21 protein-coding genes and 1 pseudogene are annotated in these 25,994 nt (G+C 64.1%); 12 read left to right on the plus strand and 10 right to left on the minus strand.

Features of this window, described 5'->3' with window-relative positions:
• Window positions 1-272 precede the first annotated feature (272 nt).
• Entirely contained in the window at window positions 273-1,277 is a 1,005-nt protein-coding gene (locus AB7532_RS31815; RefSeq protein ID WP_441238612.1) for a DUF3592 domain-containing protein, read from the plus strand.
• A 16-nt stretch (window positions 1,278-1,293) separates the two neighbouring features.
• Here the strand turns inward: AB7532_RS31815 and AB7532_RS31820 are convergent, their stop codons facing one another.
• Window positions 1,294-1,923, minus strand: a complete 630-nt coding sequence (locus AB7532_RS31820; RefSeq protein ID WP_441238613.1) for a glutathione S-transferase family protein — start codon at window positions 1,921-1,923, stop codon at window positions 1,294-1,296.
• Window positions 1,924-2,073: 150 nt separating this feature from the next.
• On the opposite strand from AB7532_RS31820, the gene AB7532_RS31825 reads away from it, so the two are divergent.
• Window positions 2,074-2,487: a DUF6636 domain-containing protein gene (locus AB7532_RS31825; protein WP_441238614.1), complete on the plus strand. Its 414-nt coding sequence runs from the start codon at window positions 2,074-2,076 to the stop codon at window positions 2,485-2,487.
• Between the two features lie 120 nt (window positions 2,488-2,607).
• Window positions 2,608-3,768 (plus strand): BBP7 family outer membrane beta-barrel protein, encoded by a 1,161-nt coding sequence (locus AB7532_RS31830; RefSeq protein ID WP_441238615.1) that lies wholly within the window; start codon window positions 2,608-2,610, stop codon window positions 3,766-3,768.
• 170 nt (window positions 3,769-3,938) lie between these two features.
• Here the strand turns inward: AB7532_RS31830 and AB7532_RS31835 are convergent, their stop codons facing one another.
• The 8 genes and pseudogenes from AB7532_RS31835 to AB7532_RS31870 form a co-directional block, all read right to left on the minus strand.
• On the minus strand, window positions 3,939-4,532 hold the full coding sequence (locus AB7532_RS31835; RefSeq protein WP_441238616.1) for a GNAT family N-acetyltransferase: 594 nt from the start codon (window positions 4,530-4,532) through the stop codon (window positions 3,939-3,941).
• 212 nt (window positions 4,533-4,744) lie between these two features.
• Complete coding sequence (gene glpK, locus AB7532_RS31840; protein ID WP_441238617.1) at window positions 4,745-6,250, minus strand: glycerol kinase GlpK; 1,506 nt, start codon at window positions 6,248-6,250, stop codon at window positions 4,745-4,747.
• Window positions 6,251-6,517: 267 nt separating this feature from the next.
• Entirely contained in the window at window positions 6,518-7,291 is a 774-nt protein-coding gene (locus tag AB7532_RS31845) for an SDR family NAD(P)-dependent oxidoreductase (protein WP_441238618.1), read from the minus strand.
• A gap of 148 nt (window positions 7,292-7,439) precedes the next feature.
• Window positions 7,440-8,582 carry a pimeloyl-CoA dehydrogenase small subunit gene (gene pimD / locus AB7532_RS31850; RefSeq protein ID WP_441238619.1) on the minus strand — a complete coding sequence of 381 codons (1,143 nt, stop codon included), beginning with the start codon at window positions 8,580-8,582 and terminating at the stop codon, window positions 7,440-7,442.
• 130 nt (window positions 8,583-8,712) lie between these two features.
• Window positions 8,713-9,903, minus strand: a complete 1,191-nt coding sequence (gene pimC, locus AB7532_RS31855; RefSeq protein WP_441238620.1) for a pimeloyl-CoA dehydrogenase large subunit — start codon at window positions 9,901-9,903, stop codon at window positions 8,713-8,715.
• Between the two features lie 16 nt (window positions 9,904-9,919).
• Window positions 9,920-11,106: pseudogene (locus AB7532_RS31860) on the minus strand (acetyl-CoA C-acyltransferase).
• On the minus strand, window positions 11,103-12,785 hold the full coding sequence (gene pimA, locus AB7532_RS31865; protein ID WP_441238621.1) for a dicarboxylate--CoA ligase PimA: 1,683 nt from the start codon (window positions 12,783-12,785) through the stop codon (window positions 11,103-11,105). The pseudogene AB7532_RS31860 and the gene pimA overlap by 4 nt, the downstream one beginning before the upstream one ends.
• A gap of 99 nt (window positions 12,786-12,884) precedes the next feature.
• Window positions 12,885-14,981 (minus strand): 3-hydroxyacyl-CoA dehydrogenase NAD-binding domain-containing protein, encoded by a 2,097-nt coding sequence (locus AB7532_RS31870; RefSeq protein WP_441238622.1) that lies wholly within the window; start codon window positions 14,979-14,981, stop codon window positions 12,885-12,887.
• Window positions 14,982-15,111: 130 nt separating this feature from the next.
• On the opposite strand from AB7532_RS31870, the gene AB7532_RS31875 reads away from it, so the two are divergent.
• The 9 genes from AB7532_RS31875 (at window position 15,112) to AB7532_RS31915 (ending at window position 25,179) form a co-directional block, all read left to right on the plus strand.
• Window positions 15,112-15,978 (plus strand): IclR family transcriptional regulator, encoded by an 867-nt coding sequence (locus AB7532_RS31875; protein WP_441239395.1) that lies wholly within the window; start codon window positions 15,112-15,114, stop codon window positions 15,976-15,978.
• 66 nt (window positions 15,979-16,044) lie between these two features.
• Window positions 16,045-16,842: an ABC transporter ATP-binding protein gene (locus AB7532_RS31880; protein WP_441238623.1), complete on the plus strand. Its 798-nt coding sequence runs from the start codon at window positions 16,045-16,047 to the stop codon at window positions 16,840-16,842.
• A complete protein-coding gene (locus tag AB7532_RS31885) occupies window positions 16,839-17,552 on the plus strand; it encodes an ABC transporter ATP-binding protein (RefSeq protein ID WP_441238624.1) in 714 nt (237 codons plus the stop codon). Before AB7532_RS31880 ends, AB7532_RS31885 begins: the two co-directional genes overlap by 4 nt.
• Before the next feature lie 12 nt (window positions 17,553-17,564).
• Window positions 17,565-18,443 (plus strand): branched-chain amino acid ABC transporter permease, encoded by an 879-nt coding sequence (locus tag AB7532_RS31890; RefSeq protein ID WP_441238625.1) that lies wholly within the window; start codon window positions 17,565-17,567, stop codon window positions 18,441-18,443.
• Between the two features lie 2 nt (window positions 18,444-18,445).
• On the plus strand, window positions 18,446-19,465 hold the full coding sequence (locus AB7532_RS31895) for a branched-chain amino acid ABC transporter permease (protein ID WP_441238626.1): 1,020 nt from the start codon (window positions 18,446-18,448) through the stop codon (window positions 19,463-19,465).
• A gap of 39 nt (window positions 19,466-19,504) precedes the next feature.
• Window positions 19,505-20,734: an ABC transporter substrate-binding protein gene (locus tag AB7532_RS31900; protein ID WP_441238627.1), complete on the plus strand. Its 1,230-nt coding sequence runs from the start codon at window positions 19,505-19,507 to the stop codon at window positions 20,732-20,734.
• A 130-nt stretch (window positions 20,735-20,864) separates the two neighbouring features.
• Window positions 20,865-22,091: an ABC transporter substrate-binding protein gene (locus tag AB7532_RS31905; RefSeq protein ID WP_441238628.1), complete on the plus strand. Its 1,227-nt coding sequence runs from the start codon at window positions 20,865-20,867 to the stop codon at window positions 22,089-22,091.
• 380 nt (window positions 22,092-22,471) lie between these two features.
• Window positions 22,472-23,701, plus strand: coding sequence for an ABC transporter substrate-binding protein (locus AB7532_RS31910; RefSeq protein WP_441238629.1), 1,230 nt, complete (start codon window positions 22,472-22,474; stop codon window positions 23,699-23,701).
• A 194-nt stretch (window positions 23,702-23,895) separates the two neighbouring features.
• Window positions 23,896-25,179: a glycerate kinase type-2 family protein gene (locus tag AB7532_RS31915; RefSeq protein WP_441238630.1), complete on the plus strand. Its 1,284-nt coding sequence runs from the start codon at window positions 23,896-23,898 to the stop codon at window positions 25,177-25,179.
• Between the two features lie 172 nt (window positions 25,180-25,351).
• Here the strand turns inward: AB7532_RS31915 and AB7532_RS31920 are convergent, their stop codons facing one another.
• Window positions 25,352-25,873, minus strand: coding sequence for a MarR family winged helix-turn-helix transcriptional regulator (locus AB7532_RS31920; protein ID WP_441238631.1), 522 nt, complete (start codon window positions 25,871-25,873; stop codon window positions 25,352-25,354).
• Window positions 25,874-25,994: the final 121 nt, after the last annotated feature.

Raw genomic sequence — 25,994 nt, forward strand, 5'->3', positions numbered from 1 at the left:
CCGTCGGGCAAAACACCTGTAATACTCCATCATCGCCTATCGCGCCCGTTTCGCTGTCCGGCGGATGTGTGTGCCCGAATCTCGTCGTTGCGAGCGCAGCTTCGAGCTTCGGCGGACAAGCCGCTCGATCCGGGCTACGGCACCTCACCTTCGCCATTCATCCCTTCGGCGGCCTGCGGCTGCACGATCTCCCGAAACGGCGGCAAGCCCGTGAACGCAACGCGCGCTCGCCGCGACCAAAGGCGATCGCCGCCGAAGCGCAGGGGACTCGGATGCTGGACGCCCAACAATTGATGTGGACGCAGATTGCCGCCGGCATCTCGGTGCTGCTGTTTGGATTGATGCTGTTCAACCTGGTCCGCACGCGAGCCCGAATGCTGGCCGCGGCGAGCTGGGACAGAGTGGAGGGCATCATCACGGTCTCCAGGGTCGATCAGCCGGCGTCGCACGCCTCGGACGACCAGAACGACGCCAAGCCCGTCATCCGCTATCGCTATCAGGCCGGCGGCCAGGAACTGGAAAGCGACCAGGTCTTTGTCGGCGGCCAGGTCATCACCACGCGGGTGCTGGCCGCAAAACTGATCGGACGATATCCGGTCGGCGCGCATGTCGACGTCCATGTCGATCCGAAGCAACCGACCGAGGCCCTGCTCGAACCCGCCGCCGCGCAGAACCTCGCGGCGCTGGTGGCGTTCACCATCGTATTCGCAGTCATTGCTGCCACCCTCACCGCACATTCGCTCGCGGGTCACGTGCTCTACAGCAACAACGGCGTGCCCCTGTTCGCGTTCGCGCTGCCGGTCATCGTGCTCGCGGGCGGCGTGTTCTGCGTCGCTTCCTATGTCCGGACCCGCCGGCTGGCGAGCGCCAGCCTGCGCTGGCCGACAGCGGCCGGCAGGGTCACCCATTGCGAGGTGATCGAGGAAGTCATCGAGGAGAAGAGCGATGACGACAAATCGCGATCCAGCAGGCTCCAATACCGCTATCAGATCGACCTGCGCTACGCTTACAGGGTCGGCAAGCGCGACTTCATCGGCACCGAAGTCGATTGGGGCGGCACCATGATCTCCGGGCTGCGCGAGGTCGCCGAGAAGGCCGCGGCGAAATATCGTCCCGGGCAGACCGTCAAGGTCTATTACGATCCGGACCAGCCGGGACATGCGGTGCTGGAGCCTGCGAGCCGGGAAGGCGCGCTGGGGCCGCTGATCGGCGCTGCGGTCTGCGCCGTCGTCGGAGGCCTTTTCCTGACGATCCTGATCAGAATCGGATTCGCGTAGAGACGCTTGATGCGGCTCACCCCTTCGGCGGCGCCAGCGGCTGCACGATCTCCCTGAACGGCGCCAGTGCCTCGCAGCGATCGGCATGCGCTGACAACGCCGGATAGCGCGACGGCGCGAACAGTTGCGGATGCGCTTCGCGGGTGAAGCGCACGACGCAGGCAACGGCAATGTCGGCGTGGCCGATGCGGTCGCCCAGCCAGTACGGCGTCGTGACCTTCGCGCGTTCGGCTTCCAGCACGCCGAGCACATCCTCAATCTGCGCCTCGCAGCGCTCGACCCACAGTGCAAGCTGCTCCTTCCGCAGCACGCGCTCATAGAGCAGGCTCACCGCCTTGTCGCCGAGGCCGCAAGCGAGCGCGCAGATGCGCAAGTGCCTTCGTCGGTCGGCGCCGCTTCGCGGCAGCATCGCCTTTGCCTCGCCGACCAGTTCGTCGAGATAATCGAGGATGATGGTGCTTTCGATCAGCGCCTCGCCGTCATCGAGCACCAAAGTCGGCACGCGGCGGAGTGGATTGTATGGCGCGATCCTGTCGGCGTCGCCGAAGGTCGACCACGGCCTGTGCTCGAAGGCCAGCCCGTAGAGCCGCAGCGCAATCGCGACGCGGCGGACGAAGGGGGAGTCGTACTGGCCGATCAGGAACATGGTTCTCGCTCTTCGCAGTCGTTGGACGCGGCAGGGCCGTCCAATTCATCGCCAATCCGGCCTTGCTGCAACAAATATCTTGGAAGGAGAGCGTTGCGCTCATCGCGACAAAGCGGAATCAATACGCAGCCACCCAGCCGGGGTCTCGTCATGTACCTGCGATCATTCACCGCGCTTGCCCTGCTCACCGCCGCGAGCATCGTCCACGCTCAGGACCGCCCGATCGGATTCCAGACGCCGTCGAAGAACATCGCCTGCCAGTTCTTCACCGACAACGGTCAGGGCGCGCTCCGCTGCGACATCATGAACATGGAGATCCGCCCGCGCCGACCTGCCGATTGCGAACTCGAATGGGGCAACGCCTTCGAGATGAGCGCCAAGGGCAGCGCAGGCCGCATCTGCGCCGGCGACACCATCATGGACCCGTCGCTGCCAGTGCTCGCCTATGGCGAGGTGTGGCAGCGCGCGGGATTCACCTGCCGGTCGGAGCAGACGGGGCTGACGTGCTTCAATGCCATGCAGCACGGATTTTCGCTGGCGCGGGCGGAGCAGAAGGTGTTTTGAGCCAGGCTTCGAGCGATGCCCGTCGGCAACAGCTGCAAGTTTTCGCGTTCAGGCAACCTAAACCCCACCTTGTCGAACAGAATCGCGCGTGGTTCATTCTGCGGGACTTGGGGGCGCGGTATGGGTCGATGGAAGCTTGGGAAGGCATCGATCGGCGTGGCACTTGCGGCCATCGTGCTGGCGGGCGGCAACGCATTGGCCGCCGACCTCCCGTTGAAAGCACCGCCGAAGCCGGTCGACTTCAACCCATTCTGGGCCGAAGCGGAGTATCTCGCCTGGAGCGTGACCGGCGACAAGCTGCCGGCGCTGGTGACGACGAGCCCGGTCGGCACGCCGCTGGGCGTGGCCGGCGTGCTCGGGCAACCCACGACGACCGTGCTGTTCGGCAATTCCAGCGTCAACAATGACTGGCGCTCGGGCGGACGCATCACGGTCGGCTACTGGTTTGATTCACAGCGCAGAAGCGGCATCGAGGCCTCGTTCTTCGGGTTGGAGAACGCCTCGACCGGCTTTGCTGCCGACTCTAATGCCCATCCGATCCTGGCGCGGCCCTTCAACAACGCGCTGACGGGATTTCCCGACGCACTGATTGCAGGTTTTCCCGGCCTCGCCACCGGCAGCGTCAACGCGAGCGAGACATCGCGCCTGCTCGGCGCGGGCGCGCTCTATCGCTGGGATCTCGGCGCGTGGAGTGGACAGCGCGTCAGCGCGCTGGTCGGCTATCGCTATCTGCGGTCGTCCGACACGCTGACGATTTCGGATACCGCGACCATTCCTGCCTTTGGCACCTTCAGTCCCACCGACAATTTCAAGACGGCGAGCAACTTCCACGGCCTCGATCTGGGTCTCACCGGCGACTGGCGCAATGGCCCATGGTCGCTGGAATGGCGCGGCAAGGTGGCGCTCGGCGCCAATCTCAACAGCGCCGACATTTCGGGCTCGACGGTTTCGACCGTGGCTGGAGTCACCACGACGGCCCCGGGCGGCTTCCTCGCGCTGTCCAGCAATATCGGTCATTACGACCAGACCCGCTTCGCCGTGGTACCGGAGCTGTCGCTGAAGGCGGGTTATCAGGTTGCGCCCGGCTGGCGCCTGACCGTCGGCTATGACGTGCTGTACTGGACCGGCGTGCAGCGCGCCGGCGGGCTGATCGACACCACCGTCAATCCGAACCTCACGCCGCCGCCGGCCGGCGGCGGGCCGAACCGGCCCGCGCCGGTGTTCAACACGACGAACTTGGTGGCGCAGGGGTTCAGTTTTGGGGTGCGGTATAATTATTGAGTGTGAGGCGAACGCGATCGTCACACTCCGTCATTGCGAGCCACCCGGTCCTGCCTCCGGCGGGCCGGATGACAGGCTCCGCGAAGCAATCCAGAATCTTTCCGCGGAGACAGCCTGGATTGCTTCGTCGCAAGGGCTCCTCGCAATGACGGTGGAGAGGCAGCCGCGCGCTACTCGATAACGGGCACATGCCGCGCCGCATCGCGCGGCGCCGTGCCGTCAAGGCGCGGATCATCCGCCACCTCGATCTGGCGGCGGAAGGGGCGGAATCCCGAGCGCTGGTAGAACGCGACGGCCGAGGGATGATCGAAGGTGCAGGTGTGCAGCCAGACGCGGCGGAGATCGCGTGACCACGCAATCTCCAATGCGCGGTTCATCAGGAAGCGGGCGGCGCCTCGTCCGATCAAGCCAGCGGTGACGCCGAAATAGACCAGCTCGCACTGGCCGGGCTCGCGGAAGTCCAGCTCCAGCAGCCCTTCATCGCGGCCGTCCGAGGCCAGCGCGTAAATTTCGATTTGCGGCCCGTGGATGATTGCGGCGAGCTCGGCGTCGGTCATGCGCGCCCGCGAGAACCACAGCCATTCCTCGCCGACGCGGCGGAAGAGATCGCGGTACCAATGAAGCTCGGGCGTATCGACCTTGCGCAGGGACCAATTGCCGGGAGGATCGTCACGGCGCGCGGGAGGTGCGGTCATCTCCAAATGCGTGACGACGGCCGCGATCTTGCCGGCGGGGACGTCGGAATATCCGTCGGGGAGGATCATTCTTGCTTGCTCGATTTCATCGGGAGAAACGCCAGAACTTTCGCTACACACTCCATTGTCGTCCCGGACAAGCGAAGCGCCGATCCGGGACCCATACCCACAGGGAGTGGTTTGGCGAAGACTCTGAATTCGGTAGTCCTACCGCGACCTCCAGATAAACTCCGCGGTATGGGTCCCTGCTTTCGCAGGGACGACGATGTGGATAGAGGGTACTACCCCTCCCCCTCGTCGCTCGCCAGCACGCCCTTCACGGCGCGTGACCAGCCGGCGAGCTTCCGCTCCCGCGTGGCCTGGCTCATGTTCGGCTTGAAGCGGTGTTCGAGGCGCCAATTGTCGGCGAATTTGGTCGGCTCGGGATAGACGCCGGCCTGGAGACCGGCGAGGTAGGCGGCGCCGAGCGCGGTGGTCTCCTGGATCACGGGGCGGTCGACCGGGGCATCGAGCAGATCGGCGAGGCGCTGCATGGTCCAGTCGGAGGCGGTCATGCCGCCGTCGACGCGGAGCACGACACTGGCGGTTTCCGAGCTTGGCCAGTCCGCACGCATCGCGGCCCAGAGGTCGAACGTCTGGTAGCAGACGCTTTCGAGTGCGGCGTGGGCGAGCTCGGCGGGGCCGGTGTTGCGGGTGAGGCCGAACAGCGCGCCGCGCACGCGCGGATTCCAGTAGGGCGCGCCCATGCCGACAAAGGCCGGCACGAGATAGACGCTCTGCATGGAGTCCGACTGATCGGCAAGAAGCCCGGTCTCGGCAGCATGCTTGATGATGCCGAGGCCGTCGCGCAGCCACTGCACCGCGGAGCCCGCGACGAAGATCGAGCCTTCCAGCGCGTAGGTGCGCTTGCCATTGAGCTGGTAGGCGACGGTGGTGAGCAGCTTGTTCTTCGAGACCACGGGCGTGGTGCCGGTGTTGAGCAGCGCAAAGCAGCCGGTGCCGTAGGTGGACTTCATCATGCCCGGGCGGAAGCAGGCTTGTCCAATGGTCGCGGCCTGCTGGTCGCCGGCGATGCCGGAGATGGCGATGGCGCCACCAAAGAGATCAGGCACGCTCTCGCCGAAGCGCGCCGAAGAATCCTTCACCTCGGGCAGCATCGAGCGCGGCACGCCGATGATCTCCAGCAGTTCGTCGTCCCACTCGCCGGTATGGATGTTGAACAGCAGCGTGCGCGAAGCATTGGTGGCGTCGGTGGCATGCACCTTGCCGCCTGTGAGCCGCCAGAGCAGATAGCAGTCGATGGTGCCGAACATCAATTCGCCGCGCGCGGCGCGCGCGCGCGCGCCGGGGACGTGATCGAGAATCCAGGCGACCTTGGTGCCGGAGAAATAGGGATCGATGATCAGGCCGGTCTTCTGCGAGATCATCGGCTCGCGGCCGTCGGCCTTCAATTTCGCACAGATGTCGGCGGTGCGGCGGTCCTGCCAGACGATGGCGCGGTGCACCGCCTGCCCCGTGGCGCGGTCCCACACCACAGTGGTCTCGCGCTGGTTGGTGATGCCGATCGCGGCGATGTCCTTTGCACTGATGCCGGCCTGCTCGATCGCGTCGCGACAGACCATCACGGTCGAGGTCCAGATGTCCTCCGGCTCGTGCTCGACCCAGCCCGAGGCCGGGAAATGCTGCGGAAATTCAGCTTGCGCCTTCGCCGCGATGGAAATATCGCCGCGAAACACGATCGCGCGCGAAGAGGTGGTGCCCTGGTCGATGGCGAGGACGAAAGACATGGAAGCTACCTTGGCGTTTTCCCCGAGGGGATCATTGTGTCGCGCCAAAGGGAGCGGATTAGGGCGAGGAGGTCAAGGTTGGATGCGGGTGTCGCGACCCGAACTCCGTCGTCGTCCCCGCGAACGCGGGGACCCATAACCACAGGATGCGGTTATGGAGCACGCTGCCTACTCCGGATCTTCGCCAAACATCTCCCTGTGGCTATGGGTCCCGGATCTGCGCTTGCGCTTGTCCGGGACGACCCACTGAGGGAGCGAGGCAGAATCCTACACCGCCGCGGTCGTTACACCGCCGTCGATGACAATCGTCTGCCCCGTCATGAAGCTCGAGGCATCCGAAGCGAGATAAGCCACGGCACCTGCGATTTCATCGGGCTCACCGATGCGGCGGAGCGGCGTGGTGGCGGTGCGGCGTTTCAGGTTCGCTTCGTCTTCCCACAGCGCGCGGGCGAAATCGGTCTTGACGAGGCCGGGCGCGATGCAGTTGACGCGGACGCCCTTGGGGCCCCATTCGCCGGCGAGCGAACGACACAGTGCGAAGTCGGCGGCTTTCGAGATGCCGTAGGCGCCGATGACCGTCGAGCCGCGGAGGCCGCCGATCGAGGAGATGATGACGACCGAGCCATTACCACGCTCGGCCATCTGCGGGATCGCGAGCGCGGAGAGCCAGATGTTGCTCTTGACGTTCGAGCCCATGATCTTGTCGAAGGCCTCGTCGGTGATGTCGAGCAGCGGGCCGTAATACGGGTTCACCGCGGCGTTGCAGACGAGGATGTCGATCTTGCCGTAGTGCTTGATGGTGCCCGCAATCAGCGCCTCGACCTCGGCCTTGCGGGCGATGTTGCAGGGAATGACGGTGGCCTCGCCGCCGGCAGCCTTGATGCCGTCGGCGACCTCCTGGCAGGCGTCGGCCTTGCGGGAGGAGACCACGACTTTCGCGCCGAGCTTGGCGAGGAGTTCAGCGGAGGAGCGGCCGATGCCGCGGCTGGAGCCGGTGACGATGGCGACCTTGCCGGTGAGATCGAACGGGGTGTTTTTCATTGTTGTTGCTCCGTTGATTCCGCTAGTTCGGTGTCATCGCCCGACTTGATCGGGCGATCCAGTATTCCAGAGACGGCGCGGCTGGAATCGAGAGGCCGCGGCGTACTGGATCCCCCGCTTTCGCGGGGGATGACAGTCGTTGCGTGGCTTAGATCAACCCGCCACCATCCGCGACGCGGCGCTGGTGGTAGTCGGTGTCGCCGAACGAGTTCTCGATCATGGTGAGGCGCTTGAAGTAGTGGCCGATCTTCGCCTCCATGGTCATGCCGATGCCGCCGTGGAGCTGGATCGCCTGCTGGCCGACGTATTTCAGCGACTTGCCGATCTGCACCTTGGCGGCTGCGATGGCGTTGGAGCGCTCCTTGGCGTCCTCGAAATCGCCGGCCATGGTCGCGAACATCGACATCGAGCGGGCCTGCTCGGCGGCGACGAACATGTCGGAGGCGCGATGCTGCAGCGACTGGAACGAGCCAATCGCCACGCCGAACTGCTTGCGCGTCTTGATGTACTCGACGGTCGTCTTGAGCGATTCGTCCATCAGGCCGACCGCCTCGGCGCAGAGCGCAACACGGGCCTCGTCCACCACGCGCTCGATCAGCGCGAGGGAGTCGTCAGGATTGCCGATCGCGGCGTCGGCGCCGACCTCGACACCGGTGAAGGTGATGTCGGCGGCATGCAAGCCGTCCTGGGTCGGGTACGACTTTTTCGTCACGCCCTTGGCGCTCGCCGGGACCAGGAACACGCCGATGCCGCTCTTGTCGCGGCGGTCACCCTTGGTGCGGGCGGTGACGATCAGCGTCTCCGCGTTCTCGCCGTTGAGCACGACGAATTTTTCACCGTCGATGACCCAGCCGTCGCCTTTCTTCTTCGCGGTCGTGGCGACGTCGAAGAGATCGTAGCGCGAGTTCTTCTCGAGCTGGGCGAAAGCCAGCGTCTTGCTGCCGTCGATGATCCCGGGCACGTGCGCGGCCTTCTGCGCATCGGAGCCGGCATGACGCAGAAAGCCGCCGCCGATCACGACCGTTGCCAGATACGGCTCCAGCACCAGCGCCTTGCCGAGCGCTTCCATCACGATCATGGTCTCGACACCGCCGCCGCCGAAGCCGCCATCGGCCTCGCTAAAGGGAAGGCCGAGGAGGCCCTGCTCGGCGAGCTTGCCCCAGACGGCCTGGCTCCAGCCGCCCTTTTCCTTCATGTACTTTTTGCGGCTCTCGAAATCGTAGGAATCGGTCAGCAGGCCGTCGATGCTGTCCTTGAGAAGCCGCTGCTCCTCGTTCAGATCAAAATCCATTTCTTTTTCCTCGTACCCGAAATTATTTGGCTTCGTCATCCCGGGGCGCGCATCGCGCGAGCCCGGGATCCATACTCCCGATCGTGGTTATGGATTCCGGGCTCGCGCTACGCGCGCCCCGGAATGACGCCTACAGTCCCAGCACCGCCTTGGCGATGATGTTGCGCTGGATCTCGTTGGAGCCGCCGTAGATCGAGACCTTGCGGTTGTTGAAGTAGCTCGGCGCGATCTGGGCGGTCCAGTCCATGGCTTCGTTCGAGCCGTCGTCGCCATGCACGTCGTAGGGCGCGGCGAACGGGCCGATCACTTCCATCAGGAGCTCGGTGGTGGTCTGCTGGATCTCCGAGCCCTTGATCTTCAGCACCGAGGACGCCGGATTGGGCTTGCCCTTGCCGTGCTTGCCCTCGTCGGCGACGACGCGCAGCTGCGTCAGCTCGAGTGCCTTCAGCTCGATCTCGCAGGCCGCGAGCTTCTCGCGGAAAGCCGCGTCCTGGATGATCGGCTTGCCGCCGGACTCCACCTTGCCCGCGAGATCGCGGATGCGACGCAGGCGCTCCTTGGAGACGCCGACCCGGGCGATGCCGGTGCGCTCATTGCCGAGCAGGAACTTGGCGTAATCCCAGCCCTTGTTCTCCTCGCCGATCAAATTCTCGATGGGCACTTCGACGTCGTCGAAGAACACCTCGTTGACCTCGACGCCGCCGTCGATGGTCTGGATCGGGCGCACGGTGACGCCCTTCGACTTCATCGAGAACACGATGAAGGAGATGCCCATCTGCTTCTTGGCATTGTTGTCGGTGCGGCAAAGGCAGAAGATCATGTCGGCGTGCTGGGCCAGCGTGGTCCAGGTCTTCTGGCCGTTGATGATCCACTTGTCGCCCTTGCGCTCGGCTTTCGTCTTGAGCGAGGCGAGATCGGAGCCGGAGCCGGGCTCGGAGAAGCCCTGGCACCACCAGTCGTCGACATTCGCAATGCGCGGCAGGTACTTCTTCTTCTGCTCCTCGTTGCCGAAGGTGTAGATGACGGGGCCGACCATGCTGACGCCGAAGGCGAGCGGCTGCGGCGCCGGATAGGACTGCAGCTCCTCGTTGAAGATGTAGTGCTGCACGGAGGTCCAGCCGGTGCCGCCATATTGCGTGGGCCAGTGGCTGGTGCCCCAGCCCTTCTTGTTGAGGATGCGCCACCACGTCACCATCTCGTCCTTCGAGAGATGACGGCCCTCGACCAGCTTGCGCCGCGTATCCGGCGGCACGTTGTCGCGGAAGAATGACCGCACTTCCTCGCGAAACGCCTGCTCTTCTTTCGTGAATGCGAGATCCATCGGATCCTCCTGTGAATTACTGCAAAATCTCGAACAGACCGGCGGCGCCCATGCCGCCGCCGACGCACATGGTGACGACCGCGTATTTCGCCTTGCGGCGGCGGCCTTCGATCAAGGCATGGCCGGTGAGGCGCGCGCCCGACATGCCGTAGGGATGGCCGACGGCAATCGCGCCGCCGTCGACGTTGATCTTCTCGGGGTCGATGCCGAGCTTGTCGCGGCAATACAGCACCTGAACCGCGAAGGCTTCATTCAGCTCCCAGAGGCCGATGTCGTCGACCGTGAGGCCGTGACGCTTCAGCAGGCGCGGCACGGCGAAGACCGGACCGATGCCCATCTCGTCCGGCTCGCAGCCGGCGGAGACGAAGCCGCGGAAGATGCCGAGCGGCTTCAGTCCGCGCTTCGAGGCTTCCTTGTCGCTCATGATGACGGAGGCGCTGGCGCCGTCGGAGAGCTGGCTGGCATTGCCGGCGGTGATGGAGAAACCTTCGCCGCGCACGGCCTTCAGGCCGGCGAGGCCTTCGGCGGTGGTCTCGGGGCGCGGGCCCTCGTCCTGCGATAGTGTGACTTCCTTCATCGACACGGCGCCGGTCGCCTTGTCCGTGACGGCCATCTGCGTCGTGATCGGCGCGAGCTCGTCCTTGAACTTGCCGCCCTGCTGCGCGGCCGCGGTGCGGCGCTGGCTCTCCAGGGAGTATTCGTCCTGCTTCTCACGCGAGATGCCGTAGCGCTTGGCAACGATTTCGGCCGTGTCGATCATGGGCATGTAGACCTCGCCCTTGATCTTGAGCAGCGCCGGATCCTGGGCGTGGAAACCGTTCATCTTGTCGTTCTGCACCAGCGAGATCGACTCGCCGCCGCCGCCGACCGCGATCTCGACGCCGTCGAAGATCACCGAGCGCGCGGCCAGCGCGATGGCCTGCAGGCCCGAGGCGCACTGACGGTCGATGGTGGTGCCGGCGACGGTGACGGGCAGGCCGGCGCGGAGCAGCGCCTTGCGCGCGATGTTGCCGCCGGTCGAACCCTGCTGGAGCGCCGCGCCCATCACGACGTCCTCGATCTCCTTCGGATCAACCTTGGCGCGGGCGACGGCCCGCCAATGGCGTGGCCGAGCAGCGTTGCGCCCTCGGTGGCGTTGAGCATGCCGCGATAGGCCTTGCCGATCGGGGTGCGGGCGGTGGAAACGATGACGGCGTCGGTCAAGAGCGACCTCCTGATGCAGTTTGCGTGGATTGTGCTGGTTTCTGCTGCTGGCGCAACTCGTGGCGCGACAGCTTGCCGACCGGCGTGCGCGGCAGATCGTCGACGAACTCGATTTCGGCCGGCAGCTCGTGCTTGCCGACCTTGCCGGCGAGTTGCGCGCGCAGCTCGTCGAGCGTGAACGGCTTGGCGTCGGGCTTGAGCTTGATGAAGGCTTTTGCGGCTTCGCCGCGATATTGGTCGGGAATGCCGAGCACGATCACCTCGTGCACGCCCGGAACGGTGTAGATCGCCTGCTCGATCATCTGCGGATAGACGTTGAAGCCGCCGGAGATGATCATGTCCTTCTTGCGATCGACCAGGAAGAAATAGCCGTCGGTGTCGACATAGCCGATGTCGCCGGTGAGGAAGCGGCCGTCGGAGAAATACTCCGCGACTTCCTTCTGCTTGTTCCAGTAACCCTGGGTGACGTTCGGCCCCTTGATGCGGATCTCGCCGACTTCGCCCGGCGGCAACACCTTGGTCGGGTTTTCGAGCGAGACGACGTCGAGCTCGATGCCGGGCAGCATCAGGCCGATCGAGCCCGGCTTGTCGGGGCCTGTGGGCGGATGGCCGGTGCCGGGCGAGCAGGTCTCGGTCATGCCCCAGCCGCTCTTGAGCTTCTTGCCGACCTTGCGTTCGAAGAAGCTCGCGACCTCGACGGGCAGTGGCGCGCCGCCGGAGCCGATGGCGTTGAGCGAAGAGAAATCGCGCTTGTCCAGATCGGGAAGTGCGGCGATCGCGATCCACATCGTCGGCACGCCCGGGAAGTAAGTCGCGCGCTTGAGTTCGATGTCGCGCATCACCGCTTCGACGTCGAAACGCTGATGCAGCGAGATCAGATTGCCGCGGCTGAGCGCCGACAACAGCACGACGGTCAGCGCATAGATGTGGAACAGCGGCAGCACGCAGATCACGCGCTCGACGACATCGCCGCGCGCGGCACGGCCAGGCTTGCCCCAGACGTCGTAGATCGAGACCGCGGAAGAGAGATTGCCATGCGTGAGCATCGCGCCCTTGGGCAGGCCGGTGGTGCCGCCGGTATATTGCAGCAGCGCGACGTCGTCGGCCGTCACCGACGGCCATTGCGCGGGCGTGGGCGCGCCTTCGACGAAAGCCTTGAAGGTGACGATGCGGGGATCATCGGGGATCGCGGCTTGCGGCGTGCCGACCTTGCCCCAAGTGTCGTCCTCGCAGACGACGAGACGGTCGATCAGGCCCTTCTCCAGGAACTTCAGCGCCGTCGGCAGCAGTGCCGCGAGATTGGAGGTCACGAGCAGGCGCGAGCCGGAATCCGAGACCTTGTGGGTCAGCGCGATCTCGCCGTCGAGCGGCGAGAGATGCGCGACGCGGGCGCCGGCCTTCAGCGCGCCGAAGAAATTGATGGGATGGTCCGGCGTGTTCCCGAGGAACAGCGCGACGGAATTGGTCTTGCCGATGCCTTCACGCAGGAACGCGGCCGCCGCGCGCTCGGCCATGGCGGCAAGCTCGGTGTAGGTGATCGGACGATCGCGGAATTCCAGCGCGGTGCGCGGGCCGTATTCAGCGGCGGCGTTCGACAACAGGTCGGGCAGCGAGCCCTGGACGATGGTGTCGTCCCAACGCACGCCCTCGGGATAAAACTGTTCGCCGGGATGGGTCATTGTTCTTGATTGGTTGAGCGAGCAACTAACAGAGACCGTCATTCCGGGGCGCGACAAAGTCGCGAGCCCGGAATGACGAGGGTTGAGCTGAAGCGGCCATCAAGCCGCCTTCGACGCCGCCGCCAGCGAGGCGAATGTGCCGCCTTCGGCCGCGAGCTTCTTCAGCAGCGGCGCGGGCTCGAGGCTGGGGTCGTTGGTCTCCTTGGCGTAGAAGGCCAGGCGATCGGCGATGTGCTTGAGGCCGACGGTGTCGGCCCAGAACATCGGGCCACCGCGGTAGATCGGCCAGCCATAGCCGTAGAGCCAGACCACGTCGATGTCGGAGGGACGCGCCGCGATGCCCTCTTCGAGGATCTTCGCGCCCTCGTTGATCATCGGGTACATCATGCGCTCGAGGATCTCGTCGTCGCTGACGACACGCTTCTTGCGGCCGAGGCGGAGCAGCGTCTCGTCGATCAGCTTCTCGACCTCGGGATCGGGCAGCGCCGAGCGGCTGCCGGCTTCGTACTTGTAATAGCCCTTGCCGGTCTTCTGGCCGAAGCGGCCGGCTTCGCAGAGCGCGTCCGCGATCTCCGACTTGATGCCGCGGTCCTTGCGCGAGCGCCAGCCGATGTCGAGACCGGCGAGGTCGCCCATCGCGAACGGCCCCATCGGCATGCCGAACTTGGTGACGACGGCGTCGACCTGCTGCGGCAAGGCACCTTCGAACAGCAGCTTTTCCGACTGCTTGCCGCGCTGGGCGAGCATGCGGTTGCCGACGAAGCCGTCGCAGACGCCGACGACGGCCGGCACCTTCGCGATCTTGCGCGCGATGGTCACGGCAGTGACCAGCGCGTCCGGCGCGGTCTTGTCGGCGCGCACGATCTCGCACAGCTTCATGACGTTGGCGGGCGAGAAGAAGTGCATGCCGAGCACGTCCTGCGGACGCTTGGTCGCCTTCGCGATCTCGTCGATGTTGAGATACGAGGTGTTGGAGGCGAGCACGGCACCCGGCTTGACGTACTGATCGAGCTTGCCGAACACTTCCTGCTTCACCGCCATGGTCTCGAACACGGCTTCGATGACGAGATCGGCGTCGCCGACGTTCTCGATGCCGACGACACCGTTGATCAGCGCCATGCGCTTGGCGGGCGCGTCAGCCGGGATGCCGCCGCGTGCCGCGGTCGCTTCCCAGTTCTTCTGCATGATGCCCATGCCGCGCTTGAGCTGCTCCTCGCCGGTCTCGATCAGCGTGACGGGAACGCCGGCATTGGCAAAGGACATCGCGATGCCGCCACCCATGGTGCCGGCGCCGAGAATGGCAACACGGTTAACGGGACGCGGCTTGGTGCCTTCGGGCACACCTGCGATCTTGTTGGCCTCGCGCTCGGCGAAGAAAGCATAGCGCTGAGCCTTCGACTGGTCGCTGGCGACGAGCTTGAGGAAGCCCTCGCGCTCCTTCTTCAGACCTTCGTCGAACGGCAGGTCGATCGCCGCACCAACGGCGTCGGCGGCCGCGAACGGCGCCTCCAGGCCGCGCGACTTCTTGGTCATGGCGGCGACCGCATTGGTGAAGATCGAGCGATCGGCCTTGGCCGCCGCGATCTTGGAATCGTCGTCGCGCAGGCGGCGCAGCGGGCGCTTCTCGGCGAGCAATTTGCGGACGAAGGCTTCGCCGCCGGAGGCCGGGCCTTCGACGATCTCCTCGATCAGGCCGTTCTTCAGCGCTTCGGCAGCGCCGATGGGATCACCGCCGACGATCATCTTGACCGCGAGCTCGGGACCAACCGCGCGCGGCAGGCGCTGGGTGCCGCCGGCGCCCGGCAGCAGGCCGAGCTTCACCTCGGGCAGGCCGAGCTTGGCCTCTTTGACGGCCACGCGGAAATGACAGGCCAGCGCGACCTCGAGGCCGCCACCGAGCGCGGTGCCGTGGATCGCGGCCACGATCGGCTTCGGCGAGCCTTCCATTTCGGCCAGCACTTCGTTGAGGCCGGGCGCCTTCGGGGGCTTGCCGAATTCGGTGATGTCGGCACCGGCGATGAAGGTGCGGCCGGCGCAGGTCAGCACGATGCCCTTGATCGCGGGATCGGCGACCGCAGCCTTGATGCATTCCAGAATACCACCACGAACTGCGGCACTCAGCGCATTGACCGGAGGACTATTGACCGTGACGATCCCGACTTCGTCATGACGCTCAAGCTTGACCACTTCGCTCACGGTGTCCCTCCTTGGTGGGGATTTACTTTTGTTCGATTTCGCGGTGCGGAATTTAATTCCGCATCTTGACGGCAGGGTTATTTTGAAGCACGGACGTTGTCAACGACTCCGCGCAAGAAGCAGATCAGGGATGAAGCGTACAGGAAAGAAGACAGCGACCGATCGGAATTTCGTCGTCGCGCTTTCCCGCGGACTGGACGTATTGCGCGCATTCCACCCCAACGACGGACTGCTTGGCAACCAGGAAATCGCCGCGCGCACCAACCTGCCGAAGCCGACCGTTTCGCGGCTGACCTATACGCTGACGAAGCTCGGTTATCTGGCACCGGTTCCCCGTTTCGAGAAGTATCAGCTCGCGCCGGCCGCGATGGCGCTCGGTTATGCCGCGCTCGCCAATCTCGGCGTTCGGCATTTGTCCGAGCCGTTTCGCGAAGACATGATGCGCGCGACCGGCGGCGCGGTCGCGATCGGCGGCCGCGATCGTCATAGCATGATCTATTTCGGGCAAAGTCGCGGCAGCGAGACGGTCGGTGTTCAACTTGACGTCGGCTCGCGCGTGCCTATTGCAACCAGCGCGATGGGCCGCGCCTATTTCTGGGCGCTCGACGACGAGGGCCGCGCCGAAGTCTCCCGTATCCTGCGCGAACATTACGGCAGCCGCTGGCCGAAGATGCGCGACGGCCTGGAGCGTTCCGGCGAGACCGTTGCGAAATACGGTTTCGCGATGTCGGTCGGCGATTGGCATGACGACATCGGCGCCGCTGCCGTCGCGCTCAAGCTCAACGACGGAACCGGGCCTTACGCAATCAATTGCGGCGCGCCCGCATTCCGCTTCACGGAAGAGCGTTTGATCAACGACATTGGACCGCGTCTGCTTGCGATGGTAAGGAACATCGAAGCGGCACTCGGGGGACTGATGCCGCAATCCAAAAAAGAAGTCAGCAAAAAGCTGAAATCAGGAGGGAAAGTTGCGCGTGTGGCTGAGGGATTCAGATAGCCTTTGTCATCATCAGGAGCGGTTCACATCGCCCCTTCCCCCACTGACTCATGTGGGCGAGACGAGATGACGCAGGCACAGCTCGCGCAGGGGACATCGCCCCTGCTCGCGGTTCGCGACGTCAGCGTCGTGTTCGGGGGCATCGTCGCGCTCAACGGCGTGTCCTTTGACATGCACAAGGGCCAGATCCTCGGATTGATCGGCCCCAACGGCGCCGGCAAGACCACGCTCTTCAACTGCCTCTCGCGGCTGTACCAGCCGTCGGCCGGCGACATCCTGATGGAAGGCGTGAGCATCCTGTCGCGGAAGCCGCACCGGATTGCCGAGATCGGCATCGGCCGCACCTTCCAGAACGTGGCACTGTTTCCGAACCTCACGGTGATGGACAACGTCCGCGTCGGCGCGCATTCGAAGACGTCCAGCGACATCATCAGCGACTCGCTGAAGTTGGCCTGGGTTCGGCGCAGCGAAACCAGCGTCAACAGGAAGGTTCACGAGATCCTCGCTTATCTCAAGCTCGAGGACGTCGCCCACACTGTCGTGTCCGGGCTTCCCTTCGGCACACAGAAGCGTGTCGAGCTCGCGCGTGCGCTCGCGGCCGATCCAAAGATACTGTTGCTCGACGAGCCCGCCGGCGGCCTCAACCACGAGGAAGTCTATGCGCTCGGCGACCTCATCCGCCGCATCCGCGACGAACGCCACATGACCGTGCTGCTGGTCGAGCACCACATGGGCCTCGTGATGTCGATCGCCGACCACGTCGTCGCGCTGAATTTTGGCAAGAAGCTCGCGGAAGGCACGCCCGCCCAGGTGCAGGTCGATCCCGACGTCATCAAGGCCTATCTCGGGAGCAAGGACCAATGACGGCGCTGCTCAACGTCAAGGACCTGCGTGCCTATTACGGCCAGGTCCAGGCACTCCATGGCCTGTCCTTCTCGCTCAACGAGGGCTCGCTGACGACGCTGCTCGGGGCCAACGGCGCCGGCAAGACCACGACGCTGCGCGCGATCTGCAACATGGTGCGCTCCACCGGTGCGGTCGAGTTCGAAGGCAAGTCGCTGAGCAGCCGCTCCACCGAGAACATCGTGCGGTTCGGCATTGCCCACGTCCCGCAGGGCCGCGGCACCTTCACCACCATGACGGTGGAGGAAAACCTCCAGCTCGGTGCCATCACCCGCAAGGACAGCGCCGGCATCGTTTCCGACATCGAGCGCATGTATGCGCATTTCCCGGTGCTGAAGCAGCGCCACACCCAGCAGGCCGGCACGCTCTCGGGCGGCGAGCAACAGATGCTCGCGGTGGCGCGCGCGCTGATGCTGCGGCCGCGGCTGATGCTGCTGGACGAGCCCTCCTTCGGCCTCGCGCCGCTGGTGGTGCGCGACCTGTTCGGCATCCTCGGCAAGATCAATCGCGAGGACAAGGTGTCGATCCTGGTGGTCGAGCAGAACGCGCAGCTCGCGCTCGAGCTCGCCGACCAGGCCTATGTGATCGAGACCGGACGCATCGTGATGTCGGGCAATGCCAAGGACATCGCGAACAACGAAGAAATCCGCAAATCCTATTTGGGTTACTGAGGAGCCGGCACGATGGAGCTTTTTACCAACCAAGTGCTGGCCGGCATCGCCACGGGCGCGATCTATGCCTGCATGGCGCTGGCCGTGGTCATGATCTACCAGGCGATCGACCATCTCAACTTCGCGCAGGGCGAGATGGCGATGTTCTCGACCTTCATCTCCTGGCAGTTGATGCAGTGGGGCATCCCCTATTGGGCCGCCTTTATTCTCACGCTGGCCCTGTCCTTCATCGCCGGCATCGCGATCGAACGGATCCTGTTCAAGCCGCTGGCGAAAGCGCCGGTGCTGACCAACGTCGCCGGCTTCATCGCACTGTTCGCGATCATCAACTCCTCGGCCGGCCTGATCTGGGACTTCACCATCAAGCAGTATCCGACCCCGTTCGGGTCCGCGCCGTTCCTGGGCAGCCAGCTGATCTCGACCCACCAGGCCGGCATGATCGGCGTCACGGTGCTGCTGCTGCTCGGTCTCTACTTCTTCTTCCAGTACACGCGGATCGGTCTTGCGATGCGCGCGGCCGCGTCGGTGCCTGAATCGGCCCGCCTCGTCGGCATCAACACGTCCTGGATGATCGCACTCGGCTGGGGTATGGCGACCGCGATCGGCTCGATCGCCGGCATGCTGATCGCTCCCGTGGTGTTCCTCGAGCCCAACATGATGGGCGGCGTGCTGATCTACGGCTTTGCGGCCGCGGTGCTCGGCGGTCTCACCAGCCCGTTCGGCGCCGTTGTCGGCGGCTTCCTGGTCGGCGTCTTCGAGAACCTCGCCGGGACCTATATCCCCGGCGTCGGCAACGAGCTGAAACTCCCGATCGCGCTCGCGCTGATCATCTCCGTCCTGGTCGTCAAACCCGCTGGCCTGTTCGGCCGGCAAATCGTCAAGCGAGTTTGATCATGAGCGCTGCAGAAGAAGTCGTTGCAGAAGGCCATCAGGCGGTCGAGGCCGTTCCGAAGCGGGCGATGACGCTGGGCATGGGCACCTCGCTGGTGGTGCTCGCCGCGCTGATCATCATGCCGATCTTCGTCAAGAACTTCATCATCTTCCAGATGACGATGCTGCTGATCTATGGATTGGCGGTGCTGGCGCTGAACATCCTGACCGGCGGCTCCGGACAGTTCTCGCTCGGGCAGAGCGCATTCTACGCGGTCGGCGCCTACACGACCGCGGTGCTGATGGAGCATTTCAACGTCAATTATGCGGTGACCCTGCCGATCGCCGGCGTGGTCTGCTTCGGCTTCGGCTTCCTGTTCGGGCAGCCGGCATTGCGACTCTCCGGCGTTTACCTCGCGCTTGCGACGTTCGCATTGGCCACGGCGATGCCGCAGCTCCTCAAGCTGAACTTCCTCGAGCACTGGACCGGCGGCGTGCAGGGCCTCGTCGTCACCAAGCCGGACGCGCCGTTCGGCCTGAAGATGTCGCAGGACATGTGGCTGTATTACTTCACGCTGGTGGTCGTGATCGGGATCTACATTCTTGCCGTGAACCTGCTGCGGTCCCGCTCCGGCCGCGCCTTCATGGCGATCCGCGACAACGAGATCGCGGCGTCAGCCATGGGCGTCGACGTCGCGCTCTACAAGACGCTGGCCTTCGGCGTGTCGGCCGCCATCACCGGCATCGCCGGCTCGCTCGGCGCCATCGCGGTGCAGTTCGTCGCGCCCGACAGCTACACCATCACGCTCGCGATCTCGCTGTTCCTCGGCATGGTCGTCGGGGGCGTGGGCTGGCTGCCCGGCTCGATCGTCGGCGCCGCCTTCATCATCTTCGTGCCGAACATCGCGGAGGGCATCTCCAAGGGCCTCTCCGGCGCCGTGTTCGGCGTGCTGCTGTTCCTCGTCATCTACCTGGTGCCGCACGGCGCAAGGCAAGTCGCGATCCTGGGCCAACAGCTCGCCGGTAAGCTCAGGAAGAACTGAAAACGTCATCAGGACCGTTATTTAACCAAGGAGACCCAATTGCTTTTCGGAAGAACACTGCGAACCACCGCGCTCGTAACGGCGGTCGCGACCCTCACCTCCGGGGCCGCTTTTGCCCAGAAGAAATACGACACCGGCGCGACCGATACCGAGATCAAGATCGGCAACATCATGCCGTACAGCGGTCCCGCGTCGGCCTATGGCATCATCGGCAAGACCGAAGAAGCCTATTTCAAAATGATCAACGACAAGGGCGGCATCAACGGCCGCAAGATCAATTTCGTCACCTATGACGACGCCTATTCGCCGCCGAAGGCCGTCGAGCAGGTTCGCAAGCTGGTCGAGAGCGACGAGGTTCTCGTCGTCTTCAATCCGCTCGGCACCCCCTCGAACACGGCGATCCAGAAGTATCTCAATTCCAAGAAGATCCCGCAGCTGTTCGTCGCCACCGGCGCTACCAAGTGGAACGACCCCAAGAACTTCCCCTGGACCATCGGCTGGCAGCCCTCCTACCAGAGCGAAGCGCAGATCTATGCGAAGTGGCTGCTGAAGGAGAAGCCGGACGCCAAGGTCGCGATCCTCTATCAGAACGACGATTTCGGCAAAGACTACCTCAAGGGCACCAAGGATGGTCTTGGCGCCAAGGCCTCCTCCATGATCATCATGGAAGAGAGTTATGAGGTCTCCGAGCCCTCGATCGACGGCCACATTGTCAAGATCAAAGCGGCCAACCCGGACGTGCTTCTGATCTACACCACGCCGAAGTTCGCGGCCCAGACCATCAAGAAGACGGCGGAACTCAGCTGGAAGCCGCTCCAGATCCTCACCAACGTGTCGATCTCGGTCGGCAGCGTGATGAAGCCGGCCGGCTTTGAAAATGCGCAGAACGTGTTGTCGGCGGCCTACGCCAAGGACTCCACCGATCCGCAGTGGAACAACGATCCCGGCATGAAGAAGTGGAACGAGTTCGTCGACAAGTACATGCCTGGTGCCGACAAATCCGACACCAGCATGGTCTACGGCTATGGCGCAGCGTCGACCTTGGCCAAGGTGCTGGAAATGTGCGGTGACGATCTCACCCGCGCCAACATCATGAAGCAGGCCGCCTCGCTGAAGGATTTTGCACCGGACACGCTGCTGCCCGGCGTCAAGATCAACACCAGCGCCACCGATTTCGCCCCGATCTCGCAGCTCCAGATGCAACGCTTCAAGGGCGAGAAATGGGAACTGTTCGGTGAGATCATCAGCGGCGACGTCGCCTCCGAGTGACGCGCTGACGCAATAGTCCCAAGTCGGGTCAAATCTGACAAAGCCCCCGCGGGAGACCGCGGGGGCTTTTTGTTGACGTCAGGCATCAATCTTGTTCAATGCGGCGCCGATCCATTCCGGGTGGAGAAAGATGACTGTCGTTCGATCTCAGGTTGCGGCCATTTTCGCCGCGCTCGCTTTGTGCACTGCAATGAGCTGCCCGGCACTGGCGCAAAAGAAATACGACAGCGGCGCTTCCGATACCGAGATCAAAATCGGCAACATCATGCCCTATAGCGGGCCGGCCTCCGCCTATGCCGCGATCGGCAAGGCCGAGGAAGCCTATTTCAACAAGGTCAATGCCGAGGGCGGCATCAACGGCCGCAAGATCAAGTTCATCTCCTACGACGACGGCTATTCGCCGCCGAAGACGGTGGAGCAGGCGCGCAAGCTGGTCGAGAGCGACGGCGTGCTGCTGATCTTCGGTTCGCTCGGCACCTCCACCAACGGCGCCATCCGCAAATACATGAACGAGAAGAAAGTGCCGCAATTATTCGTGGCGAGCGGCGCCTCGAAATGGAGCGATCCGAAGCAGTATCCGTGGACCATGGGCTGGCAGCCGAGCTACGCCAGCGAGGCGCGCATCTACGCCAAATACCTCATGAAGGAGAAGCCGGACGCCAAGATCGCCGTGCTCTATCAGAACGACGATTTCGGCAAGGACTATCTGAAGGGGCTGAAGGACGGCCTTGGGCCCAAGGGCTCGATGATCACCATGGAAGACAGCTACGACACCTCGGAGCCCGCGATCGACGAGCACGTCGTGAAATTGAAGGCCTCGGGCGCCGACGTCTTCATCAGCATCACCACCCCGAAATTCGCGGCGCAGGCGATCAAGAAGGCTGCCGAGATCAACTGGCATCCGGTGCACATCATCTCGAACGTCTCGGCCTCGGTCGGCGGCGTGCTCGAACCGGCGGGAATCGAAATCTCGCAAGGCATCCTGTCGGCGAGCTACACCAAGGACGGCTCCGATCCGCAATGGAATGCCGATGACGGCATGAAGAAGTTCTATAACTTCCTCGCGCAATACGATCCCAAGGCCAACAAGCTCGATGCCGGCGTGGTGTTCGGCTATGCCGCCGCCCAGACCATGGTGAAGGTGCTGCAGATGTGCGGCGACGAGCTCACCCACGAGAACGTCATGAAGCAAGCCGCGAGCCTGAAGGATTTCGAGCCGGACACGCTCTTGCCCGGCATCAAGATCAACACGGCGCCGGACAATTTCGCGCCGATCGAGCAGCTCCAGATGATGCGCTTCAAGGGCCGGAAATGGGAGCTGTTCGGCGACATCATCTCGAGCGAGATCGGGCATTGAGAGATCTCAACGCGATATGGTTTGGCGACCGTTCGTAGGGTGGGCAAAGCGAAGCGTGCCCACCGTCTCTATCCAACCCGGACAGATCGTGGGCACGGCGCGAAGAGCGCGCCTTTGCCCACCCTACGAGACCGGCCGTTGAAGGCGATCAACTCAAAATAGCCTGTCTACTATAAAACAACTCAAGACAGCTGCGCCTTCGCAGTCGCACACGAGGCCGCGTGCGTCTCTGACTACTAAAGAAGCAGCCCCTGCGACGCCGTCGCTGGGGCTTTCTGTTGAAGGCACAGGCCAAATCGTATTGAATTGCGGCCGCGTCACCAAAAACAAGCAAGACAAGAAAAGGGGCGCACACACACCAAGAAAATAGGGAGATAGGAATGCCCGCTGTCACCGGCAAGCTTGCGGCCGCGTCACTGGCGCTCGCGCTCATTGCAGCCGCGACCTCCACCGCATCGGCCCAGAAGAAATACGATACCGGCGCGACCGACACCGAGATCAAGATCGGCAACATCATGCCCTACAGCGGACCGGCCTCCGCCTACGGCATCATCGGACGGACCGAAGCCGCCTACTTCAAGAAGATCAACGAAGAAGGCGGCATCAACGGCCGCAAGATCAACTTCGTTTCCTATGACGACGCCTACTCGCCGCCGAAGACGGTGGAGCAGGCGCGCAAGCTGGTCGAGAGCGACGAGGTGCTGTTCATCTTCAACTCGCTCGGCACGCCGCCGAATTCGGCGATCCACAAATACATGAACTCGAAGAAGGTGCCGCAGCTGTTCGTCGCCACCGGCGCCACCAAGTGGAACGATCCGCAGAACTTCCCCTGGACCATGGGCTGGCAGCCCAATTACCAGAGCGAAACGCAGATCTATGCGAAGTGGCTCCTGAAGAACAAGCCGGACGCCAAGATCGCCGTGCTCTTCCAGAACGACGATTACGGCAAGGACTATCTGAAGGGCCTGAAGGACGGCCTCGGCTCGAAAGCCGCCTCGATGATCGTCATCGAAGAGAGCTACGAGACCTCCGAGCCGACCATCGACAACCACATCGTGAAGCTGAAGTCGACCGGCGCCGACGTCTTCATGAACATCACGACGCCGAAATTCGCGGCCCAGGCCATCAAGAAGAACGCCGAGATCGGCTGGAAGCCGCTGCACTTCCTCAACAACGTCTCGGCCTCCGTCGGCAGCGTGATGAAGCCGGCCGGCTTCGAGAACGGCCAGGATATCATCTCGGCCGACTACCTGAAGGACGTGTCGGATACCGAATGGGCCAACGATCCCGGCATGAAGGACTTTCTCGCATTCATGAGCAAATACTTCCCCGACGGCGACAAGCTCGATAAGGGCACCATCGTCGGTTACGCCGTGGCGCAGACCCTCGTTCACGTGCTGAAGCAGTGCGGCGACGATCTCACGCGCGAGAACGTCATGAAGCAGGCCGCCAGCCTGAAGAACTTCCGCACCGAAGCGCTGCTGCCGGGAATCCAGATCAACACGTCTGCGACCGACTTCGCGCCGATCAGCCAGCTCCGCCTCGAGAAATTCAAGGGCGAGCGCTGGGAACTGTTCGGTGACGTGATCAGCGCCGACGTCGGCGGCTAGTCGCCTGACACACGCGAGACGACAAAACCCCCTGCGCTGGTCGCAGGGGGTTTTTGCTTGCGCACCGATTATGATCACGCGATTGCACAATCGAATGACGGTAAAGCCTGCTTACGCTTTCGCAGCCAATGCGGTAGGCATGTGACCTTGCGGCGTTTGCCGCCAGTCTGTTCTGTCCGCTCAAGGCCTTCGTCATGACCGACCGACGTCCCCTGCTCCGCGCGCTCTACGACGCCGCCGTTGCCGCCGCCCATCCCAGTACGATCCTGGCGCCGCATCTGCGGCCCGCGCCGAAAGGGCGCGTGATCTGCCTGGCCGCCGGCAAGGGCGCAGGTGCGATGGCCGCCGCCGCGGAGCGACACTATCTCGACACGTTGAAACTTGCGCCGGAACGCCTGCTCGGCATCGCCACCACGCGCCATGGCTATGGCGTGCCGACGCGCCGCATCCGCGTGGTCGAGGCCGGCCATCCCATGCCTGACGAAGCCGGCCTCAAGGGCGCGGCCGACACGCTTGCGCTCGCAGCCGAGGCCGGGTCCGACGATCTGCTGCTGGTGCTGCTCACCGGCGGCGGCTCGGCCAACTGGATCGCGCCGGTGGACGGCATCAGCTTTGCGCAGAAGCAGGCCGTCAACAAGGCGCTGTTGCGTTCGGGCGCGCCGATCGGCGAGATGAATGTCGTCAGAAAACATTTGTCGCGCATCAAGGGCGGGCGGCTTGCGCGTGCGGGCAGGAATGCCGCGGAGATCGTGACGCTCGCGATCTCCGACGTGCCGCACGACGATCCGTCCGCGATCGCCTCCGGCCCCACCGTGCCCGATCCGACCACGCTGGCGGATGCGCGTGCGATCGTCGCGAAATACAAGCTCGCCATCGACGACGCGGTGAGGCGCGCGCTGGATGATCCCGCGAATGAAAGCGCCAAGCCTGGTGATGCCGCCTTCGCCCGCGCGTCGTTCGAGCTGATCGCGCGCCCCAAGCAATCGCTCGACGCTGCGGTGAAGCTCGCTCACGAGGCCGGCTACGAGACCATCGATCTCGGCGCCGATCTCGAAGGCGAGGCTCGTGAGGTCGCCGCCGCCCATGCCAGGCTGGCGCTGGATGCGCGCGCGCAAGGCAAGCGCCTCGCGATCCTCTCCGGCGGCGAGCTCACGGTCACCGTGCGCGGCCATGGCCGCGGCGGCCCCAACCAGGAATACGCGCTGGCGCTCGCCGCGCTGTTGAAGGACACGCCGAATATTTCGGCGCTCGCCGGCGACACCGACGGCGCCGACGGCGGCGCCGGCCACCCCACCGATCCCGCCGGCGCGCTGATCGATGCGGCGACCTTCACGAAGATGAAGGCGCAGGGCCTTCAGCCGCAGGCGTATCTGGACAACAACGACGCGACCAGTTTCTTCGAGGCGACGGGGGATCTGCTGATGCCCGGACCGACGCTGACGAACGTGAACGATATTCGCGTGATCCTGGTGGATTGAGGCGCCTGCTCCGACCACGGCGTCATTCCCCGCGGAGGCGGGGAATCCAGTACGCCGCAGCCTGTCGATCAATCACAACCGTCTCGGAGTACTGGATCGTCCGGTCAAGCCGGACGATGACAGCGGAGAGCGTGGATCAAGCCTGCCTGCCAAGCGGCCGACAGCCAGAGCCTCAAAACTCGTTCGCGATCTTCGCGAGCATCCCGAGCAGGGCTTCGCGGTTCGCCTGCCCCAGCAGCTCGTTCAGCCGCGACTCGTGCTTGGTGGCGACCAGCTTCTTGGCGCGGGTCAGCACGGCCTTGCCCTTGTCGGTCAAGACCAGGATGTGCGAGCGGCGGTCGTTGGTGGAGCGGATCCGGGCGCAGAGGTCGCGGCTCTCCAGATTGTCGAGCAGGGCCACGAAATTCGGGCGCAGGATGCCGAGGGTCGAGGCGACCTCGGTCTGATTACGGCCCGGATTCTTCTCGACCAGCAGCAGCACGGAGAACTGCGCGGGCGTGAGCTGGAGCGAGGCCATGCAGCGCAGGAAGTTCTCGAACACCTTGAGCTGCGCCCGCTTCAGGACATAACCGAGCTGTTCGGAGAGCTCGCCGAGCTGGAGAGCCTCCGGCTGCGCGTCGGCCGCGTCCTTGCGGCCCTTGGCAGCGTCGCCGGACTTTTCGGAAGACTTTTCAGCGGTTTTGGAAACGGTCATCGCCTCGTGCTCGTAATCCCGCTAAATTCGGGCGGGTCGCTCGCCACCCTTGAAGTTATATTTGATAATTGTTATGGACCATATCAAATATCGTCAGCGTATTTCAATGGCTGTGAGGGAC

Source organism: Bradyrhizobium sp. 930_D9_N1_4 (assembly GCF_052076015.1).
GTDB lineage: Bacteria > Pseudomonadota > Alphaproteobacteria > Rhizobiales > Xanthobacteraceae > Bradyrhizobium.